Origin of the sequence: Corynebacterium vitaeruminis DSM 20294 (assembly GCF_000550805.1) — a bacterium.
In the GTDB taxonomy this organism is placed as follows: domain Bacteria; phylum Actinomycetota; class Actinomycetes; order Mycobacteriales; family Mycobacteriaceae; genus Corynebacterium; species Corynebacterium vitaeruminis.
Window position 1 is genome coordinate 268,115 of record NZ_CP004353.1, and the last position, 14,862, is coordinate 282,976.

Annotated in this window: 13 protein-coding genes and 1 other RNA gene; 6 read left to right on the plus strand and 8 right to left on the minus strand. The window is 65.4% G+C overall.

The annotated features are described in order from the left end of the window. The first annotated feature begins 12 nt into the window (after positions 1-12). The 6 genes from ffs (at position 13) to recR (ending at position 6,084) form a co-directional block, all read left to right on the plus strand. An RNA gene (gene ffs, locus B843_RS13385) (signal recognition particle sRNA small type) lies at positions 13-109 on the plus strand. Positions 110-208: 99 nt separating this feature from the next. Beyond that, positions 209-1,480, plus strand: coding sequence for an aminotransferase class I/II-fold pyridoxal phosphate-dependent enzyme (locus tag B843_RS01345; protein ID WP_025251732.1), 1,272 nt, complete (start codon positions 209-211; stop codon positions 1,478-1,480). A gap of 118 nt (positions 1,481-1,598) precedes the next feature. Further along, positions 1,599-2,150 (plus strand): hypothetical protein, encoded by a 552-nt coding sequence (locus B843_RS01350; RefSeq protein WP_025251733.1) that lies wholly within the window; start codon positions 1,599-1,601, stop codon positions 2,148-2,150. Between the two features lie 46 nt (positions 2,151-2,196). Then, on the plus strand, positions 2,197-4,842 hold the full coding sequence (locus B843_RS01355) for a DNA polymerase III subunit gamma and tau (RefSeq protein WP_025251734.1): 2,646 nt from the start codon (positions 2,197-2,199) through the stop codon (positions 4,840-4,842). Between the two features lie 86 nt (positions 4,843-4,928). Further along, entirely contained in the window at positions 4,929-5,249 is a 321-nt protein-coding gene (locus B843_RS01360) for a YbaB/EbfC family nucleoid-associated protein (RefSeq protein WP_025251735.1), read from the plus strand. A 178-nt stretch (positions 5,250-5,427) separates the two neighbouring features. Then, positions 5,428-6,084: a recombination mediator RecR gene (recR, locus tag B843_RS01365; protein WP_025251736.1), complete on the plus strand. Its 657-nt coding sequence runs from the start codon at positions 5,428-5,430 to the stop codon at positions 6,082-6,084. A 114-nt stretch (positions 6,085-6,198) separates the two neighbouring features. Here the strand turns inward: recR and B843_RS01370 are convergent, their stop codons facing one another. The 8 genes from B843_RS01370 to B843_RS01395 form a co-directional block, all read right to left on the minus strand. Then, positions 6,199-7,992 (minus strand): NAD(P)/FAD-dependent oxidoreductase, encoded by a 1,794-nt coding sequence (locus tag B843_RS01370; RefSeq protein WP_025251737.1) that lies wholly within the window; start codon positions 7,990-7,992, stop codon positions 6,199-6,201. Positions 7,993-8,373: 381 nt separating this feature from the next. Then, positions 8,374-8,655 carry a hypothetical protein gene (locus tag B843_RS14080; protein WP_244877338.1) on the minus strand — a complete coding sequence of 94 codons (282 nt, stop codon included), beginning with the start codon at positions 8,653-8,655 and terminating at the stop codon, positions 8,374-8,376. 27 nt (positions 8,656-8,682) lie between these two features. Next, positions 8,683-9,474 (minus strand): HigA family addiction module antitoxin, encoded by a 792-nt coding sequence (locus B843_RS01375; protein WP_244877339.1) that lies wholly within the window; start codon positions 9,472-9,474, stop codon positions 8,683-8,685. A 236-nt stretch (positions 9,475-9,710) separates the two neighbouring features. After that, positions 9,711-9,926, minus strand: a complete 216-nt coding sequence (locus B843_RS14155) for a restriction endonuclease (protein WP_318532826.1) — start codon at positions 9,924-9,926, stop codon at positions 9,711-9,713. Beyond that, complete coding sequence (locus tag B843_RS01380; protein WP_269319717.1) at positions 9,881-10,624, minus strand: restriction endonuclease; 744 nt, start codon at positions 10,622-10,624, stop codon at positions 9,881-9,883. Before B843_RS01380 ends, B843_RS14155 begins: the two co-directional genes overlap by 46 nt. 905 nt (positions 10,625-11,529) lie before the next feature. Further along, positions 11,530-12,285 carry a type 1 glutamine amidotransferase gene (locus B843_RS01385; RefSeq protein WP_025251738.1) on the minus strand — a complete coding sequence of 252 codons (756 nt, stop codon included), beginning with the start codon at positions 12,283-12,285 and terminating at the stop codon, positions 11,530-11,532. Continuing rightward, entirely contained in the window at positions 12,282-13,652 is a 1,371-nt protein-coding gene (locus tag B843_RS01390) for a MurT ligase domain-containing protein (RefSeq protein WP_025251739.1), read from the minus strand. The genes B843_RS01385 and B843_RS01390 overlap by 4 nt, the downstream gene beginning before the upstream one ends. A gap of 70 nt (positions 13,653-13,722) precedes the next feature. Then, the gene (locus B843_RS01395) at positions 13,723-14,838 is read right to left on the minus strand and encodes a DNA polymerase III subunit epsilon (protein ID WP_025251740.1); all 1,116 of its coding nucleotides are present in this window, start codon (positions 14,836-14,838) and stop codon (positions 13,723-13,725) included. Positions 14,839-14,862: the final 24 nt, after the last annotated feature.

The window sequence follows — 14,862 nt, forward strand, 5'->3', positions numbered from 1 at the left end:
GTTAGTCTTTATGGCAGGACTTCGCATGGCGTTTATCCCGTGAACTCCCCCAGGGCAGGAATGCAGCAAGGGTCAGCGGGCTCTGGCGGGTGTGCGGAGTCCCCTTAACGTTTTGAGGTGTTTTTCACCCGCGTGGTGTCCAACCTCGGGGAAGTTGGCTAAAGTCAAAGAGACTCTATTGTTTCAAGTCCCCCGAAGGGTGAAAGATTTGTCTTTGCTTGATTTTGACGCCGAGCGCCTCGCACAGTTCAACGCGGAAATCACCGCGAAGTACGAGGACCTGAAGGCCAAGAACCTCAATCTGAATCTCACCCGCGGCAAGCCGTCCTCCGAGCAGCTCGACTTCGGCAACGCCCTGCTTTCCCTTCCGGGCGAGAACTACATCGCCGCCGACGGCACCGACTGCCGTAACTACGGAGGCGTCACCGGCATCGCCGACATCCGCAACCTCTGGGCCGAGGTGCTGGGCATCCCCGCCGAGAACCTCTACGCGGGCGACGCCTCCTCCCTCAACATCATGTTCGACCTCATCTCCTGGTCCTACATCTTCGGTAACAACGACTCCGAGCGCCCGTGGAAGGACGAGGAGAAGGTCAAGTGGATCTGCCCTGTTCCGGGCTACGACCGCCACTTCACCATCACCGAGCACCTCGGCTTCGAGATGATCACGGTGCCGATGACCGACGAGGGCCCCGACATGGACGCCGTCCGCGAGCTGGCCGCCGACCCGCAAGTCAAGGGCATGTGGACCGTCCCGGTCTTCGGTAACCCCACCGGCATCACCTTCAGCGAGGCCACCTGCCGCGCGCTCGCCGAGATGGAGACCGGCGCCCCCGACTTCCGCATCGTGTGGGATAACGCCTACGCCGTGCACACGCTCACCGACGAGTTCCCGGTGGTCTACAACGTGCTCGACTTCGCCAAGGAGGCCGGCAACCCCAACCGCTTCTGGTTCATGAGCTCCACCTCCAAGATCACCCAGGCTGGCGCCGGCGTGTCCTTCTTCGCCTCCTCGAAGGAGAACCTCGACTGGTACGCCTCCCACGCCAACGTGCGCGGCATCGGCCCGAACAAGATTAACCAGCTCGCCCACGCCCAGTTCTTCCACGACGCTGAGGGCGTGCGCATCCAGATGCGCAAGCACGCAGGCTCGCTGGCCCCGAAGTTCCAGCGCGTGCTGGAGATCCTCGACGAGCGCCTGAGCGAGTACGGCGTGGCCACCTGGACCAAGCCGAAGGGCGGTTACTTCATCTCCCTCGACGTCGTCGACGGCACCGCCGCACGCGTCGTGCAGCTGGCCAAGGAGGCGGGCATCGCGCTGACCGGCGCCGGTTCTTCCTTCCCGCTGCACAAGGACCCGAACAACCGCAACATCCGCCTCGCCCCGTCGCTGCCGCCGGTGGAGGAGCTCGAGGTCGCGATGGACGGCGTGGCAACGTGCGTGCTTCTCGCCGCCTGCGAGAAGGCGCTCGAAGCCTAAGCTTTTCGACGCCAAGGGGACGCCCGCTATCGAAGCGGGCGTCCCCTTTTTTACCGCAGGCGGGCGGGGCTAAACTAAATAAGCGTTGGTGCATGCTGAACAGGGCGGAAAGGACGACATGAACGCAACCGAGATCGCGGCCTGGATGGACAACTTGGTCCCCGGCGAGCTGACCATCCACGAGCCGGTGGGCAACGAGCACGCGGTGGAGATGGCCACGGTCAACCTCGGCAACGAGGTGCTGGCCACGACTCTCGAGTTCAGCGAGGTCGACACCGGCTTGGTCAGCGAGGGCATCTCCGTGCGTTCCGAGCTTTTCACCGTCGCCCACACCTCCGCCGAGACCGCGCTCATCGCGGTGGCAGGTGCCGCCGAGATCTTCCGGCGGATGGAGGGCAGGCTGCCCGCACAGCCCGGCACGCTGGTCCCGGGCATCGGCGACTTCGTCGAGCTGCCCTCGGACATCACGGTCCGGCACGGGCTGTGCGTGGTTCCCTATGTCTGGGGCGATCAGGTTCCCCAGCTCAAGGAGCCCGACCGGCTCACCGTCTTGCTGCAGCTGCTCATGCTCACCCAGGACGAGTTCGACTACGCGGTCACCTACGGCATCGGCGCCCTGCAGGGGGAGCTGATGAAAGCCGAGGTAGACCTCAACGACTGGACCCGCTAGGCGGGCGGCCCTCGCCTGAGTCGGGGGCGCTGGGTAGTCTTAGGGCGTGGCTTTATATCGCAAGTATCGCCCGGGCTCCTTCGCGGAGCTGGTGGGCCAGGAACAGGTAACTAAGCCGCTGTCTACCGCGTTGGACAGCGGTCGCATCAATCACGCTTATCTGTTCTCGGGCCCTCGCGGTTGCGGTAAGACGTCGTCGGCGCGCATCCTCGCGCGCAGCCTCAACTGCGTCAATGGCCCCACCTCCACGCCGTGCGGCGTGTGCCCCTCGTGCATCGCGCTCGCCCCCAACGGACCCGGCACCCTCGATGTCACCGAGCTGGACGCCGCCAGCCACAACGGCGTAGAGGACATGCGCGAGCTGCGCGATCGCGCGGCCTACGCGCCCGCCGAGTCGCGCTATCGCATCTTCATCATCGACGAGGCGCACATGATCACCAACGCGGGTGCGAATGCCCTGCTCAAGGTGGTCGAGGAGCCGCCAGCGCACCTCATCTTCATTTTTGCCACGACCGAGCCGGAGAAGGTCATCCCCACCATCCGCTCGCGCGTGCACCACTATCCCTTCCGCCTGCTCACCCCGCAGGCTATGCGCCAGGTGATCTCCAACGCGGTGGCGGGCGAGGGCATCCCGGTGGAGGAGTCCGTCTACCCGCTGGTCATCCGCGCTGGCGGCGGCTCCCCGCGCGACACCCTCTCCGTCCTCGACCAGCTGCTGGCCGGTGCTGGCCCGGAGGGCCTGACCTACGACCTGGCACGCATGCTGCTCGGCGTCACCGACGACACGCTCATCGACGGCGCCGTCGCCTCGCTGGCCGCCCAGGACCCGGCGGGGATGTTCCAGGTGGTCGACGACGTCATCGAGGCGGGTCTCGAGCCCCGTCGCTTCGCCGACGACCTCCTCGATCGCCTCCGCGACCTCATGATCTTGCAGACGGTCCCGCAGGCCCTCGACATGGGGCTTGTCGACGTCCCCGCCGACCGCGGCGGCATGCTCCTCGAGCAGTCCGCCACCTTCGCTCCCTCGGAGCTCCCGCGGCTGGCGACCACGCTCAACGACGGCCTTTCGGGGCTGAAGGGTGCGACCTCGCCGCGGCTTCTGCTCGAGATCCTCTGCGCCAAGCTGCTCATGCCGCAGGCGGCGCCACAGATCGCCGCCCCGGCCCCGACCGCGCCCGGCCAGGGGCTGCCCGCGGCGGCACCGGCAGCAGCCGCACCGAGCGCCGTCCCGCCGAAGTACGAGCGTAAGTCCGTGCGGCTTGCCCGCGAGAAGGCGGAGCGCGAGGCCAGGGAGGCCGAGGAAGCACGCAAGGCGCAGCAGGAGCAGGCGGCTCCCGCCCCTGCCCCGGAGCCGAAGGAAGAGCCGAGGCCGGAACCCGCGGCAGCCGCACCGGAGCCGCGACCAGCGGCCCCTGCGCAGCCGACACCCGGGGCGAAGCCGGAGCCAGCACCAGCGCCGACCCCCGAGCCCGCGCCGCAGCCGGTCGCCGAGGAGCCAGCCACGGCACCCGAGGCCGCGGACCCGATGGAGGAGATCCGCGCCAAGTGGTCCACGCTGCGCGCGATCGTGCAGAAGAACAACCTCGCCGCGGGCATCATCATGGCCGAGGCCCGGCCGCTGGGCATCCGCGAGGACACCCTCGTCCTCGGCCACAACACCGGCGCGCTCGCCGCGAGCCTCAACAACGAGTCGCATAATTCCGCCATCGTAGCCGCGCTCAAGGCAGAAACCGGCCGCGACCTCAAGGTCACCTGCGTCATCGGCACCGACCCGGTGGCCGCGGGCTTCGGGGCGAAGGCGGAGAAGCCGGTGTGGGACCCCACCCAGGCGGCGCAGTCGGTTCAGTCGAGCCCGCGCGAGTCCGAGTCCGCCCAGGAGCCTGAGAGATCGGCTGAGCCGGAGCGGGTCGTTGAGCAGCAAAAGCCCGCGCCCACGCCGGAACCCGCGCCAGCGCCCGAGCCCGAACCGGAACCCGAGCCCGCGGTGGCCAACGACGGCTGGGGCGAGCCCGCCCCCATCGGGCAGTCGCTGCCTAAGCCGAAGGCACCGCGCGTCGAGCCGCCCGCGCCGCAATCCTCCCAGGAGGTCTGGGGTGCGCCCGCGCCGATCGGTCAGCAGGCACCCGCCGAGGAGCAGGAGCCCGCGCCACAACCCGAGCCGGAACCGGCGCCTGTGCCCGTCGTCGAGCAGCCGAAGGCACCCGAGCCCGAGGCTTCCGCGCCACGGCCGAGCGAGCAGGCGCCGGAGGTGGACGTCGACAAGCAAAGCCAACCGCAGCGCCGCCACTGGCAGGAGGCCGCCGCGCGCGGGGCCGCGATTCTGGAGGAGCAGGCGAAGCACTCGTTCTCCGATGGGGCGCCGCTGCCGCCGGAGCCGGACTTCGACGAGCCGCCCGCGCCGGACCCGTACGGCTACCCGCCGGACGAGGGGATTCCCGAGCCGGTTCCGCCGGCGGCGGCCGCGCCCGAGCGCCCGCAGATGTCGCGCATGGAGCGATTCCGACAGATCCAGGCCCAGGCCGCCCAGGACGCGCAGGTTCCGGCGGAACCGGAGGTCCCTGAGGACAGTCAGTCGGAGGAGGAAGAGATGATGGCCGCCGCGGCCGCCGAGCCGGGCACGCGCGACCATCGCGATGCCATGAGCGTGGCGGTCGAGCTTCTCGAGGAGCAGCTGGGCGCCCGCCGCCTCTAAAGTGAATCTAAAGGTAGACTCGTACAGGGTAAAAGACGCCGCCGCTTGTTCGCCTGGCGGCGAGACGACGAAAGGTAATTCCCAAGATGACTCAGCCAGATATGTCCCAGATCCTCGCCCAGGCCCAGGCCATGCAGGCTCAGCTGCAGGAGGCCCAGCGTGAGATCCTGGCGTCCACCGTCACCGGCACCGCTGGCAACGGCCTGGTCAGCCTAGACATGACCGGTGACGGCAAGGTCGCCGCCGTCCGCATCGACCCGCAGGTCGTGGATCCGGAGGACATCGAGACCCTGCAGGACCTCATCGTTGGCGCCTTCAGCGAGGCACACGGCAAGCTCGCCTCCCTGGCGGAGCAGAAGATGGGCCCGCTGTCCCAGGGCTTCGACTCGCTCAACGGCATGTTCTAAGAGCGTCCGGGTGCCGCTTGGGTACCCGAAGCGGCGGCCGCCTGCGCGTGTGTGCGGGCGGTTGCCGCCTTTTTTGTGAGATAGTTTTCTACGTTGTTAACGTGGTCGGTGGTCGACACCATGAGAAGAAGCGCGCTCGCGTCGCGCGGATGGCCCGGCCAGAAAGAAGGTTTCCCCGGTGTTTGAAGGTCCCCTGCAAGATCTCATCGATGAGCTCTCGCGGCTGCCCGGGGTGGGGCCCAAAAGCGCCCAGCGCATCGCCTTCCACCTGCTCACCGTGGAGCCCACCGACATCACCCGCCTGCAGGACGCCCTCGGTGCCGTGCGCGACGGCGTGACCTTCTGCCGCATCTGCTGCAACATCTCGCGCGAGTCCGTGTGCCGCATCTGCGCCGACTCCGGCCGCGACCGCGGCATCATCTGCGTAGTGGAGGAACCGAAGGACATCCAGGTCATCGAGCGCACCGGCGAGTACAACGGCCGCTACCACGTGCTCGGCGGCGCGCTTGACCCGCTGGCCAGCATCGGCCCCCGCGAGCTCAACATCTCCCAGCTCCTCCAGCGCATCGGCGGCGTCCTGCCCGACCGCGAGCTCGCCGACTCCACCCCCGACAACCCGCTGTACGACGACACCCCGGAGATCCGCGAGGTCATCTTGGCCACCGACCCGAACACCGAGGGCGAGGCCACCGCGAGCTACCTCGCGCGCCTGCTCAAGGACTTCCCGGACCTCGTGGTCTCGCGGCTGGCGTCTGGCATGCCGCTGGGCGGAGACCTCGAGTTCGTGGACGAGCTGACGCTGTCGCGCGCGCTGAGCGGGCGGTTGCGGCTCTAGCCTCGTCGCATTTTGCTTGTCGACGCGTACCGCTGCGGAGCCGTAGGCGTCGGAAAGCAAAAGCCCAACCCCGAGGAACATTGCGAACAATGAGATCCCCGGGGCGTGTGTCGATTAGCAGGCGTGATGCACCTCGGCGAGCTCATAGACGGGCGTGTAGAGCCCCTCGTAACGCGCCTTGAGCTGCAGCGACAGGTAGCGCGAGTAGTGGCGCGACTGGTGGAGGTTGCCGCCGTGGAACCAGAGCTGGTCGACCTGGGTGGGCTTCCACATGTTGCGCAGCTCGCCCTCCCAGGGGCCGGGGTCCTTCGTGGTGTTTGAGCCGAGTCCCCAGCAGCGGCCCACCTTGTCGGCGACCTCCTTGGAGATGAGCATCTCCGCCCACCCGTTCATCGAGCCGTATCCGGTGGCGAGCACGATGACGTCGGCGGGCAGCTCGGTGCCGTCGGTGAGCACCACCGAGTTCTCCTTCACGGAGGCGATGGACACGCCCGAGCGGACCGGGATCGAGCCGTTGGTGACCAGCTCGGAGGCGCCGACGTTGATGTAGTAGCCCGAGCCGCGGCGCAGGTACTTGAGGAACAGGCCGGAGTCGTCGTCGCCGAAGTCGATGAGGAACCCGGCCTTCTCGAGCCCGTCGTAGAAGTCCTTGTCGTCCTCGCGGATCTTGTCGAAGGCCTGCTTCTGCACGCCGGGCAGCACCTTGTATGGCCAGGACGCGAACAGCAGGTCGGCGGAGTCGACGTTGAGGCCGGCGTCGACCGCATCCTCCGAGTACAGCGGCCCGAAGACCTCGCGCATGAGGGAATCCGACTGGACGATGTGGGTCGACGAGCGCTGGATCATGACCGGCTTCGCGCCGTTTTCGTAGAGGTCCGCGCAGATGTCGTGGGCGGAGTTGTTCGCACCGAGCACCACGACGTTCTTGCCCGCGTTGCCCGGCCCGCCGGGGTGCTCGCTCGAGTGGCGGATCTCGCCCTGGAACTGCTCCTGGCCTTCCAGATGCGGGCGGTTGGGCACCCCCGACATGCCCGTCGCCAGCACGAGCTGGGTGGGGTGCAGCGTCAGCGGCTTACCGTCGCGGGTGACCTGCACGGTCCACGACTGCGAGGCCTCGTCGTAGTCGGCCTTGTCGCAGGTGGTGTTGGTCCAGTAGTCGAGGTCCATGATGCCCACGTAGTGCTCGAGCCAGTCGCCCATCTTGTCCTTCGGGGTAAACACCGGCCAGTCGTCGGGGAACGGCAGGTAGGGCAGGTGGTCGTACCAGACCGGGTCGTGCAGGCACAGGGAGTGGTAGCGGCCGCGCCACTGGTCGCCGGGCCGACCCGCCTTGTCGATGATGAGCCTGGGCACGCCGAGCCGCTTCAGCCGCGCGCCAAGCGCGATGCCGCCCTGGCCGCCGCCGACGATGAGGACGTACGGCTGCTCGCTGTAGCCGAGGCTCGCGCGGCGCTTCTCGCGCTTGTCCGCCCAGTTCTCCGGGTTGGCGTGGGTGCCGTGCTCGGCGCCCATGACCCTCCGGCGCCGCGAGGGCTCGGGGAAGTCCTTAAGCTCGCGCGCGGAGCTGAGCATGGTCCAGCACTTGCCGTCGCGCAGGCGGGCGATGCCCTTGCAGTGGAAGTCGGCGGAGTCGAAGGTGAAGTGGACCCGGGTCACGCCCTCGCCCTCGTCGGCGACGTCGGTGAGCTCGAAGTTAATCAATTCAGAATTGGTCTGCGAGAGCATGTCGGCGATCGCGTCCGGTCCTTCTGCCGTGTGCAGGTTCCACGTGAACGCGAGCAGGTCGCGCCAGTAGCAGTCGTCCTGAAACACCTCGAGGACCTGTTCCCTCGTCGGGTGGTCTTCGTGCGTGAGCGCTTCGAGCTGGCCAAGCCATGAGCGTGCTGAGTCGGCGGAAGTGGGGGACATGGTGCTCCTCCTCGAGTCGTTGGTCGGTGGGCCCGCGAAAGGGGGGCCGGGCGCGGCGCGCTAGCCGCCATCGTAGGTGCACGAACGTGATGCGCGACACAAGTGAAGCCTGCAAAGTTTCCCGCCGGCGGGTTTGCGCGGGGAGGGTGCAAGAAAATTGCAATGAAGCTAATGCGCCGTTCTTTGCTTTCGCTTGTCGACGCGTACCGCTGGCGGCGCCAAATCCCTCGAGGATGGCTCGACTTGGAAGAAAGGGGGCCGAAGCTCAAGCGCAATGGAACCTCGGCCACGAAAGGCGCGGCAACACGCCCGCCAAGGTATCAACGCATAGGAAGCCTCGCCCTAGGTAGGGGTCTAAGCGTTGCTGGGCGGATATTCTCTCTACAAGGAGGTGGACGGGATCGCAGATTCCCGCTGGCCGAGGTCTTCAAGCGCGCTCGGTGTGCCTTTTGCGAGGCTCGATTTCCAGCTGAGCAAGCCATAGTATTGCAAACGGCCGGTGACGAGTATCGGGTGGACCGCATGGAGAGTTGCCTGTTCGGCGATCCACGAGGCGGTGATCCGTCGCGGCGGCGCCGCCAGTCCGTTGCCCCACATACTCTCGCTTGCCAGCTCATCTGCTTCTTTTTCGATGTCCTCGCCGGATTCGCTGAGATCATCCAAGGGGGCCTCCGAGGGCGTTTAGGTGGCCTAATAGAACGTGGGCAAGCTCGTGCATGATGGTGAAGAAAACCTTGTCGAGGTGCTTACCCGGCCGGAAATCCCGATGACCGGCGTTGCCCCTTCAAGAAACGCGCAGCCGTCGATCTTTCCGCTTGGGAAGGCCTCGACGAACACAATCTTGACTCCGACTTCGGCGAGGCGACCTTGAATGGAACCCAAATCTGCTGGGTTGCCGGTCGATCTGGCGAGCGAAGGATATAGCTCGCTTAGGACGCTGGGGGAGTAGCTACCCACGTGCACGTCCTGTGCGGCGGCTCGAATGCAGGCCACCCATGAGTTTTGAAGTAGAGTTTTCTCGTTCGAGTGACTATTGCGTCGGGCCGCAAAACGAGACTGGGCGATCTCCCCAAGGGATCGGATGCCGACGAACTTGAGTATTTCTTGTTCTTGCTCCTCAGGCGCTTCGCTCGTGATGTATCCTCGCTTTCGAAATTCTGCGAGCGGGACAGCCTCGTGCAATTGGGCACGCAAATGCACCTGATTCAGCTTTTGCTGCTCCTGAGGATCCTGTTCCTGCTTCCATAGCAGATATTCGTCCTGGAAGGAAAGCCAGAACTGCGCAGAAACTCCCAGCGCGGCCTCGAACTGGGCTGCCGATTCGCGAGTGATCTCTTTCTTTCCGGCGATCACCTCGTTGACGAACTGGGCTGGCCGATCGATGATTGCCGCGAACTCCGCCTGAGTCCAGCCGCGTGCCTCCAACTCATCCGCCAGAATCTCGCCGGGAGGGAAAAGCTCCACGGCTGTCAGTTTGCTCATGATTCTTCTCCTTTCGTTACCGGTGGTAATCAACCATTTCGATGACATACCCAAATTGCTCGGATGAATGTCTTCATCCTTTCATTGAAGTCATACAATTTTCAGACTACAGCGCTGGCAATACGTGCGAGATCCGATCACGAACAGACGGCTTCCGGCGGTGACGGCATTTCCTCGCTATCGCCGGTAACCCCTTGTAGGGCATGCGCTCACCCTTGGAACTTGGTAGTTGAGGGCTATTCGAAGTAGTCCTCATCTACCTCCACGATTGACACGGTTCGCTTGACTTGGACTCCCACGCCATAGCGGATCATTAGACGAGTGAGTCGATCCCCGTCGATCAGCACAACCCGTGAGGCGACTGCGTTGGCATAATCCATTGCCCCAGTAGAGAACCTTGCCGTGGTCATGAACACCCCACGGTCGGCCTGCGCACCCTGCAGCGCACCCACGAAAGCCTGAATCGCGGGACGGCGATGGCGATACTCGGCTCATATCGCTTGGCCTGGACGTAGATCCGCGAGAGCCCCAGCGCATCTTGGTCGATGATTCCGTCGATACCGCCGTTGTTGGACAGCTGCGTCCGAGTTGCCTTGCCCTGCGTGCCACCGTATCCCATCGCAATCAGCAGATCGAGCACGGCTTGCTCGAAGAATTCTGGGTCGTTTCCGTGCAAGCGCGCCAGTAGGTCCGCGGCGACAGAGGCATCGTTCCTGGCCACACCAGTTTCGATCTGCTCCACCGGATCCAGCAGGCTTTCTTGCTCTTGCTTGTCGACGCCTACGGCACCCGTCTCAATCCCTATCCACGCTGTACCTTGCGAGCCAGAATCCTCAATTGCCTGTCGCATTTGCCTAGGATTTATGCCCTCGGGGTATCTAGCGAGCAGCTCGCGCCCGCGTTGTGTAATCCGGAAATGAGCACGCATCGGAGACTCAACGCATCCTGCTTTCTTCAGGTCAGAAAGCGCCCAACCATTTCGATTTACATACATCTGCTGGCCAGAAGGAATGAGGACCGTCCGATCTTCATCTGTGATCCCCGAGATCTCCGCCGACTTCTCGATGAGCTGCTTGCGCCGCCACACTTCACCATCGCTTAACGCTGTCAGCAACGGAATTAGATATCCATCCCATGTACGGATTGGCATGAGAGTTCTCCTTGGAAGGCGAGCGCGCGGTGGAAAGGCTGGGGTCTTTTCAAGTTTTGCCCCTTTGAGTGAGTTTATGCTTCATCCTCGCGGCACGAAGCAAAAATGCGTTCCGCGACAAGGAGTGTCAAGCTTGATGAGTGTCTTTTGGCGGCGGTGGGGCGGAATCTGAATGGTCATGGACTGCGGAGACTTGGGGCGAACAGCCAATTAGTCGTCGAAATTCGAGATTATCAATGATGAAATTTGAAAGAGCCGCGGGCATTGAGCTTTCGGAGATTCACTTGGTTTACCCCTGTGAACAGGGATTTTTATCGCGAGTGGTCAGCGTTTCGCGAGAATATCAATCACATTCTTGACTCATCATTCTTAATTCCGAAATATCATTGATCATTCGAAATTAAGAAAGATGTTGGAGTTACAGCGCGTCCAAATGCGTCATGATTCAGAGAACGGCGACTACGCATCGAAGCCAGCGTCGTGTCAGTGGGGGAGTTTGGGGGCCGCGATATGACATTGGCTGCGTTCGACAGCTGTCAGTAGGTTTGCTGACGAGAGCACCCAGTCGCCCCTACTTCGTCGATGTAGGCCAAAGCAATTGGTGCGTCCCTGATACGTCAAAAGCCCGCTCATGCGGGCTTCTCCGAATGGTGCTCAAGGAAACTATTTCATTCCCCGCTGCCGATAACGAAGTTAGCATGACCTCACACCTACGGCAATCGGGTGAAGGGGCGTATCACCCCGACGGCTCTGGAGTTAGGAAAGGAACCTGACGCAGCTCGACGAGACGATATTCAGAGCAATGCACGGCACTGAGAGTGGGAGTGCTGGGGAGTCGTGGGTGTAAACCGTAGGCGTCGACAAGCGAAAAAAGACGGCTCCGAAAGGCCGTCTTCGAATGGCTGCTAGTGCGCGAGGCGCTCCTTGCGCAGCTGCGCCACCACCGGAATGTCCAGCGGCTCCATGTCGCTGAGCTCCTTGCCCATGGCCTGCGCGAGCAGAAGGTCGGCCAGCTGCGGGTTGCGCGCCAGCGCCGGGCCGTGCATGTAGGTGCACACGACCGAGCCCTGCACCGCGCCCTCGGCGACCTTCTGGGATACGTCCACGCCCGCCTGCTCCACCGCGGCGGGATCCGCGTTGCCGATGCCGTGGGTGACCTTGCCCAGCGGCTGGGCGTCGGGGCCCAGGATGGTCGCGCCCATGTGGTTCTCGAAGCCGGTGAGCTTCTCGGTGAGCTGGGAGGTCCAGCCCGCGCCGGTCGGGGTGGTGGCGACCTCGCCGATGGCGCGCTTTTGCATGGAGATGGTGGTGGCGTCGATAAGGCCCACGCCGTCGACGATGCCGCCGCCCGCGCGGAAGGAGACGCCGAGCACCTGCAGACCTGCGCAGATGGCCAGGATCGGGGTGTTCTTCGCCGCGGCGCGCTGCAGGCCGCCGTCCTTGATGAGGTGCTCCGCCGCAAGTATCTGCGCGGTGTCCTCGCCGCCGCCGACGCAGTAGAGGTCGAGGGAGTCCGGCACGGGTTCGCCGAGCTTGATCGGGACGATCTCCGCGTCTAGGCCGCGCATGCGGGCGCGCTGGCGCAGGACGAGCGCGTTGCCGTCGTCGCCGTAGGTGCCGAGGACATCGGGCAGGATGAGTCCGATATTCAGGGTGCTCATGAGTTCTGCTCCTCGCTGTTCTTGTCGTTCGCGGCGGCTCCAGTGGTTTCGGTCGCTTCGGCGTTGGCGGTCTTTGCGGCGTTGACCTCGTGCGCGAGCGCCTTCTTCAGGTCGCGGAAGGCGGTGTAGTTGGCCAGCACCTCCACCCGGCCGGGCGGGCAGGCCTTGATCGCCTTGACCGGGTCCTTGATGAGCTCGTGCTCGACCGAGGCGTAGGTCAGCCGTACGGCCAGATCCGTGCCGCGCTCGCCGGCGGCCTTGACCTTCAGGCTCGAGAGATCCTCGAACTTCACGTCCCACAGCCAGGAGAGGTCCTCGCCGTCGGCGACCTGGCCGTTGACCGCGATGACCAGGCCCTCGGCGCTGCGGTCGACCATGGACAGCGCCTCCTGCCAGCCCGCCGGGTTCTTGGCCAGAAGCAGGTGGATGTCGTGCTCGCCGAGCGTGACGGTGGAGTAGCGTCCGGCCACGTCATCGACGGTTTCTACGGCCTGGATGGCTGTGGCCGGCGCGATGCCGAAGCAGTCGACGGCCGCCGCGACTGCCTGCGTAGCGTTGCCGCGGTTGGCGTTTCCTGGCAGCTTCAGGTTCAACTCGTATTCGTTGCCTGGCTTATCGACGATCCCCTCCGGCGTGATCATCCAATCCGGCGTGGGGCGCTCAAAGATGCGCCCGTCGGGAAGCGGCTTGGCTGCACGCCAGTACAGCCCCTCGTGGATGATATGCCCGCCGGTGCGCGGGCAGCTGGTGGCGTCGTTGAGCCAGCCCGCGCCCGCGGACACCCAGACGACGTTCTTGGCATCGTAGGCGACGGAGGTGACCAGCACGTCGTCGCAGTTGGCGATGACGGTCATGTCGGGGTTGGCCGCAACGCAGTCGCGCAGGGCGCGCTCGATCTTGTTGATCTCGCCGACGCGGTCGAGCTGGTCGCGGGAGAGGTTCAGGATGACCAGGCACGAGGCCTTCAGGCGCTTCGCGGCGGCGGGAACGTGCAGCTCGTCGACCTCGAGGACCACGTGGCTGGCCTTCTGCCCCGCCATGAGCGCGGAGATGATGCCCGCGTCCATGTTGTCGCCGCCCTCGTTGGTGGCCACGGTGTGCGCGGTGCGCACGGCGGACGCCAGCATGCGGGTGGTGGTGGACTTGCCGTTGGTGCCGGTCACGAGCGCGACCGGGCGGCCGCCGCCGAGCGAGGCCATGATGTTCGGATCGATCTTCTCCGCGATGAGCCCGCCGATCATGCCGCCGGATCCGCGGCCGGTGGCGCGGGAGGCGGTGGTGGCCAGGTTGGCCAGCCCGACGGCGAGGCGGGTGCGCAGCCCGCTTAGAGGTACGTCACGCAGCGAAGATAACTGTGGGAACTTCATGGGCGATAAGTCTAGTCGCCCGCCGCGCGGGGAGGCCGCATCCGGCGTGGCCCCGCGGGGAAATTCACCCCTAGGCGCCGGTTGTGGCCTCGGCCTCCGAGGCCGCCTTCCGGGCCACCGCGGCGAGGAACTCCTCGTCGCTGAGCAGCGGGATCTCCTTGCGCTCGGCGTGCATGGCCTTGCCCACTAGATCCTCACGCTTGTTGCACACCACCAGCGAGGACTTCCGCGTGATCTTCTCCGAGTACGCGAGCCCCTCGCGCATGCCTGCGGCGATGATCTCGTCCGGGTCGCGGGTGATCTCCGGGGCCACGACGAATTCCATGCCGGGCTGCAGGCCCGCCTCCTCGGTGTACACACCCGGGTTGTCCACCCCGCGCGGGGCGGCGAGCGCGTCGACGCGAATGTGGCTGCGCTGCAGGCCGAACTTGTCGGCGCGCAGCTCGTCGGGGGAGTAGGCGGCTAGCTCGCCGCGGGCGTGCTCGACGAAAAAGACGCGCGCGGTGAGCATGGTCTCCTCGCGGGTCACCGCGAGCTCCTCCCGCTGGGCGCGTTCCACGCTCGCAGCCGCCGCGGTGGCCTCGAGGCCGAGGTCCTTGGCCACGGCGCGCACGCGCGTGTCCTTCGACTGCAGGCCCTGCCTGCGCGCGCTTGCAAGCGTATCGACGATTACCTTCGGCTGCGGGACGTGACCCACCCGCTGGCGCCTGCGCCCGCGGCTGCGATTCCGGCTCCGGTTAGCCCGGGCGGCGTTGCTCATGGCGCGCCGGGCCTCGGAGACGATGAAGCCCCAGGTTGAGGCGGCATTGTGCACAATGAGAGTGCGGCCGTCGATGATGCGGCCCAGTGGCTTGAGGATCTGGCTGAACCGCTTGCCCTCCTCGACCTCCTCGTGGCTGAGCCCGTGCAGGTGCACGGGGCCGGGGTCGCCCGCCGGGTTGAGCACGACGTGGAAGTCATCGACCTGATTGCCGTCGACGTCGAGGGTGACCGCGTCGATGACGATCGCCCGCGAGGTGGACGGGTGGATGCCCGACGCCTTGAGCGTGAGCACCACGTACGGCGAGGCCTCGAGCTCCTTTTGGCGCTGAAGCTCGCGCTCGGCGCGCGCCTTGTCGTCCCTAGGCGACCGCTCCTTGGCGGGGCGGCCGGAGGACGTGGGCTCGTGCGCTTCTTCGTTGGTCATAGTGGGTCTAAGTCTAGCCGCAAC

Bases quoted from the DNA above. Each gene is read 5' to 3' on its own strand.
- B843_RS01350 (WP_025251733.1), top strand. From the start codon at position 1,599: ATGAACGCAACCGAGATCGCGGCCTGGATGGACAACTTGGTCCCCGGC.
- B843_RS01360 (WP_025251735.1), top strand. From the start codon at position 4,929: ATGACTCAGCCAGATATGTCCCAGATCCTCGCCCAGGCCCAGGCCATG.
- B843_RS01370 (WP_025251737.1), bottom strand. From the start codon at position 7,992: ATGTCCCCCACTTCCGCCGACTCAGCACGCTCATGGCTTGGCCAGCTC.
- B843_RS01375 (WP_244877339.1), bottom strand. From the start codon at position 9,474: ATGAGCAAACTGACAGCCGTGGAGCTTTTCCCTCCCGGCGAGATTCTG.
- B843_RS01380 (WP_269319717.1), bottom strand. From the start codon at position 10,624: ATGCCAATCCGTACATGGGATGGATATCTAATTCCGTTGCTGACAGCG.
- B843_RS01385 (WP_025251738.1), bottom strand. From the start codon at position 12,285: ATGAGCACCCTGAATATCGGACTCATCCTGCCCGATGTCCTCGGCACC.
- B843_RS01390 (WP_025251739.1), bottom strand. From the start codon at position 13,652: ATGAAGTTCCCACAGTTATCTTCGCTGCGTGACGTACCTCTAAGCGGG.
- B843_RS01395 (WP_025251740.1), bottom strand. From the start codon at position 14,838: ATGACCAACGAAGAAGCGCACGAGCCCACGTCCTCCGGCCGCCCCGCC.